The organism is Saccharopolyspora sp. NPDC047091, assembly GCF_040643635.1.
Classification (GTDB): domain Bacteria; phylum Actinomycetota; class Actinomycetes; order Mycobacteriales; family Pseudonocardiaceae; genus Saccharopolyspora_C.
The window spans coordinates 1-5278 of sequence record NZ_JBEYUS010000136.1 but is presented as its reverse complement, the minus strand read 5'-3'; the positions used below and the strand labels follow the sequence as shown (position 1 = coordinate 5278).

Here is a 5278-nt window from a genome sequence, read left to right as displayed (position 1 = left end):
GTTCCCTCGCGAGGACAGCGTTTTCTCATGTGGCGGAGCCACCTGTGAAAACGATCCCGCAGCGAGGGAACCGCTGAGGTTCCGCCACCCGCGCCCCGCCCAGCAGGAGTGGAACGGTCCGCGAACGCGAAGCGCCCCGGGACGTGGTCCCGGGGCGCTTCGCGACGCGCTCGATCAGACCAGCGGGCGGTCCGTCGGGGCGATCGGGGCGGGCAGCACGTCCCGGCCCGTCAGGTAGCGGTCCACCCCGGCGGCCGCGGACCGGCCCTCCGAGATCGCCCACACGATCAGGGACTGGCCGCGGCCCATGTCCCCGGCCGTGAACACACCGTCCACAGTGGTCATGAAGTCCGAGTCGCGGGCGACGTTGCCGCGCTCGTCGAGCTCCACGCCGAGATCGGTGAGCAGGCCCTCCTTCTCCGGGCCGACGAAGCCCATCGCCAGGAACGCCAGCTGGCACGGCAGCTCCCGCTCGGTGCCCTCGACCGGCACGAAGCGGCCGTCCTCGCGGCGCACCTCCGCGAGCCGCAGCGCGCGCAGGTTCCCGTCCTCGTCGGCGAGGAACTCCTGGGTGTTGACGGAGAACAACCGCTCCCCGCCCTCCTCGTGCGCCGAGGTCACCTTGAACGTCATCGGGTACGTCGGCCACGGCTGGCTGTCCGGCCGCGTCGACGGCGGCGTCGGCATGATCTCCAGCTGGGTGACCGACTTCGCGCCCTGGCGGTGCGCGGTGCCGACGCAATCCGCACCCGTGTCACCGCCGCCGATCACCACGACGTCCTTGCCCGCGGCGTCGATCGGCGAGGACGTCAGGTCGCCCTCCTGCACCCGGTTCGCCAGCGGCAGGTACTCCATCGCCTGGTGCACCCCAACCGCCTCGCGGCCGGTGATCGGCAGGTCCCGGGCGGCGGTGGCGCCACCGGAGAGGACCACCGCGTCGAAGTCCGACTTCAGCTGCTCCACCGACACGTCCACGCCGACGTGCACGCCGGTGTGGAACTCGGTGCCCTCGGCCCGCATCTGCCCGAGCCTGCGGTCCAGGCGCCGCTTCTCCATCTTGAACTCGGGAATCCCGTAGCGCAGCAGCCCGCCGATGCGGTCCGCCCGCTCGTAGACCACCACGTCGTGGCCCGCGCGGGTCAGCTGCTGGGCGGCGGCCAGGCCGGACGGGCCCGACCCGATCACCGCGACCTTCTTGCCGGTCTTCGACGCGGGCGGCTGCGGCGGCACCCGGCCCTCCGCCCAGGCGCGGTCGATGATCTCGATCTCGACCTGCTTGATCGTCACCGGATCGGAGTTGATGCCGACCACGCACGCCGCCTCGCACGGGGCGGGGCACAACGTCCCGGTGAACTCCGGGAAGTTGTTCGTGGCGTGCAGCCGCTCGATCGCCTCGCTCCAGTCGTCGCGCCAGGTGAGGTCGTTCCACTCCGGGATCAGGTTGCCCAGCGGACAACCGTTGTGGCAGAACGGGATGCCGCAGTCCATGCAGCGGCCCGCCTGCTCCTTGACCCGGCCCGGCTCGAAGTCCAGGTAGACCTCGCGCCAGTCCTTGATCCGGATGTCCACGGGGCGGCGCTCGGGCGTCTGGCGCGCCGTGGTGATGAAGCCCTTCGGGTCAGCCATGAGCCGCCTCCATGATCGCCTGGTCAACGTCGCGGCCGTCGCGCTCGGCGGCGGTCTGCGCGGCCAGCACGCGCTTGAAGTCGCGCGGCATGACCTTCGCGAAGCGCGCCACCGCGCGGTCCCAGTCCGCCAGCAGTTCCGCGGCCACCTGCGAGGCCGTCTGCTCGTGGTGCCTGCGGACCCGGTCGTGCAGGAACTCCCGGTCGGCCTCGTCCAGCGGATCGAGGTCCACCATCTCCGGGTTGACCCGCTCCTCCCGCAGGTCCAGCACGTAGGCGATGCCACCGGACATCCCGGCCGCGAAGTTGCGGCCGGTACCGCCGAGGATCACCGCGCGGCCACCGGTCATGTACTCGCACCCGTGGTCGCCGATGCCCTCGACGACGGCGACCGCGCCCGAGTTCCGCACGCAGAACCGCTCGCCCACCACGCCGCGCACGAACAGCTCACCGGACGTCGCGCCGTACAGCAGCACGTTGCCCGCGATGACGTTGTCCTCGGCGGTGTAGGCGGCGCCCTCCGGCGGCCGCACCACGATCCGCCCGCCCGACAGGCCCTTGCCGACGTAGTCGTTGCCGTCGCCGAGCAGCCGCAGCGTGATGCCGCGCGGCACGAACGCCCCGAAGCTCTGCCCGGCCGACCCGGTGAACGTCACGTCGATCGTGTCGTCCGGCAACCCCTCGCCGCCCCACCGGCGGGTCAGCTCGTGGCCGAGCATGGTGCCCACCGTGCGGTTGACGTTGCGCACCGGCAGCTCCAGCCGCACCGGCGTCGCGTCCTTCAGCGCACCCTCGCTGAGCTGGATCAGCGTGTGGTCCAAGGCCTTGTCCAGGCCGTGGTCCTGGGTGGTGGTGTTGTGCAGCGCCGCGCCCGCCGCGAGCTCCGGCACGTGGGTGATCGCCGAGAGGTCCAGCTCCTCGGTCTTCCAGTGCCGCACCGCGTCGTCGGTGTCGATCAGCTCGGCGTGCCCGACGGCTTCCTCGATGGACCGGAAGCCGAGTTCCGCCAAGTACTCCCGCACTTCCTGGGCGATGAACTCGAAGAAGTTCACCACGTACTCGGCCTTGCCGTCGAACTTCGCCCGCAGCTGGGGGTTCTGCGTGGCCACGCCCACCGGGCAGGTGTCCAGGTGGCACACCCGCATCATGATGCAGCCGGACACGACCAGCGGGGCGGTGGCGAAGCCGAACTCCTCCGCGCCCAGCAGCGCCGCGATCACCACGTCGCGGCCGGTCTTGAGCTGCCCGTCGGTCTGCACCACGATCCGGTCGCGCAGGTCGTTGGCCAGCAGCGTCTGCTGCGTCTCGGCCAGCCCCAGCTCCCACGGGCCGCCCGCGTGCTTGATCGAGGACAGCGGGGAGGCACCGGTGCCGCCGTCGTGCCCGGAGATCAGCACCACGTCCGCGTGCGCCTTGCTCACGCCCGCCGCGACCGTGCCGACACCGACCTCGCTGACCAGCTTGACGTGGATCCGCGCCTTCGGGTTGGCGTTCTTCAGGTCGTGGATCAGCTGGGCGAGGTCCTCGATGGAGTAGATGTCGTGGTGCGGCGGCGGGGAGATCAGCCCCACGCCCGGCGTGGAGTGCCGGGTCTTGCCCACCCACGGGTACACCTTGTGGCCGGGCAGCTGCCCGCCCTCGCCGGGCTTCGCGCCCTGCGCCATCTTGATCTGGATGTCGTCGGCGTTGACCAGGTACTCGCTGGTGACGCCGAACCGGCCGGAGGCGACCTGCTTGATCGCCGAGCGGCGCGAGTCGCCGTTGGCGTCCGGGGTGAACCGGTCGGCGTCCTCACCGCCCTCGCCGGTGTTGGACTTGCCGCCGAGGCGGTTCATCGCGATGGCGAGGGTCTCGTGCATCTCCTGCGAGATCGAACCGTAGGAGATGGCGCCGGTGGCGAACCGCTTCACGATCGACTCGACCGGTTCGACCTCGTCGATCGGCACCGGCCGCCGCGCGCCCGCGCGGAACTTGAACAGGCCGCGCAGGGTCATCAGGTCCCGCGACTGGTCGTCGACGGCCTTCGTGTACTCCTTGAAGACCTCGTAGCGGCCGGACCGCGTGGAGTGCTGCAGCTTGAACACGGTGCGCGGGTTGAACAGGTGCGGGTCGCCCTCGCGCCGCCACTGGTACTCGCCGCCCACCTGCAAGGTGCGGTGCGGGGCCTGCACGCCGTCGTCCGGGTAGGCGCGGCGGTGCCGCTCGGCGACCTCCTTGGCCAGCAGGTCGAAACCGACCCCGCCGAGCCGCGAGGTGGTGCCGGCGAAACATCGGTCGATGACCTCGGCGCCCAGCCCGATCGCCTCGAAGATCTGCGCACCGGTGTACGAGGCCACCGTGGACACGCCCATCTTCGACATCGTCTTGCGGACGCCCTTGCCGAGCGCCTTGATCAGGTTGCCGGTGGCCTTCGCCGGGTCGAGTCCCTGGAGCACGCCGTTGTGCACCAGGTCCTCGACGCTGGCCATCGCCAGGTACGGGTTGACGGCCGCGGCGCCGTAGCCGATGAGCAGCGCGACGTGGTGCACCTCGCGCACGTCACCGGCCTCGATCACCAGGCCGACGTGGGTGCGGGTCTTCTCCCGCACCAGGTGGTGGTGCACCGCGCCGGTCACCAGCAGCGACGGGATCGGCGCGTGCTCGGCGTCGGCGGCCCGGTCGGACAGCACCAGCACGTGCGCGCCGTCGGCGACCGCGGCGGACACCTCGGCGCAGATCTCGTCGAGCCGCTGCCGCAGCGCCTCGCCACCGCCGCGCACCCGGTAGGTGCTGGAGATGATCGCGGGCTTCAGGCCGGGACGGTCGCCGTCGTCGTCGATGTGCACGATCTTGGCGAGCTGGTCGTTGTCCAGCACCGGGAACGGCAGCACCAGCTGCTTGCAGGCGTCCGGGTCGTGGTCGAGCAGGTTGTGCTCCGGCCCGACGTGGGTCGCCAGCGAGGTCACCAGCTCCTCGCGGATGGCGTCCAGCGGCGGGTTGGTGACCTGCGCGAACAGCTGCGTGAAGTAGTCGAACAGCTGCCGCGGGCGCTTCGAGAACGCCGCGAACGGCACGTCGTTGCCCATCGAGCCGATCGGCTCCGCCCCACCGGCGGCCATCGGCTTGAGCAGCACGTTCAGCTCTTCCTGCGTGTAGCCGAACACCTGCTGGCCGTGCACCAGCGACGCGTGCGAGGGCACCTCGCGGTCGCGGTCGGGCAGGTCGCCCAGGTGCACCACGCCCTCGTCCAGCCACTGCTGGTACGGGTGCGCGGCGGCCAGCTCGCCCTTGATCTCCTCGTCGTCGACGATGCGCCCGGCACCGGTGTCGACCAGGAACATGCGGCCCGGCTGCAACCGGCCCTTGCGCACCACGCGCGCCGGGTCCAGTTCGAGCACGCCGACCTCGCTGGCCAGCACGACGAGGCCGTCGTCGGTCACCCAGTAGCGGCCGGGGCGCAGGCCGTTGCGGTCCAGGACCGCGCCGATCTGGGTGCCGTCGGTGAACGCCACCAGCGCGGGGCCGTCCCAGGGTTCCATCAGGTAGTTGTGGAACTCGTAGAACGCGCGGCGCTGCGGGTCCATCTCGGCGTGGTTCTCCCACGCCTCCGGGATCATCATCAGCACCGAGTGCGGCAGCGACCGCCCGCCCAGGTGCAGCAGCTCCAGCACCTC

General features: G+C 71.2%; 2 protein-coding genes. Both read right to left on the bottom strand.

Features of this window, described 5'->3' with window-relative positions:
* Window positions 1-174 precede the first annotated feature (174 nt).
* Window positions 175-1626, bottom strand: a complete 1452-nt coding sequence (locus ABZ805_RS29080; protein WP_358447077.1) for a glutamate synthase subunit beta — start codon at window positions 1624-1626, stop codon at window positions 175-177.
* On the bottom strand, window positions 1619-5278 hold a 3660-nt coding region (gene gltB / locus ABZ805_RS29075; protein ID WP_358447074.1), incomplete at its 5' end, for a glutamate synthase large subunit. The genes ABZ805_RS29080 and gltB, both read right to left, overlap by 8 nt.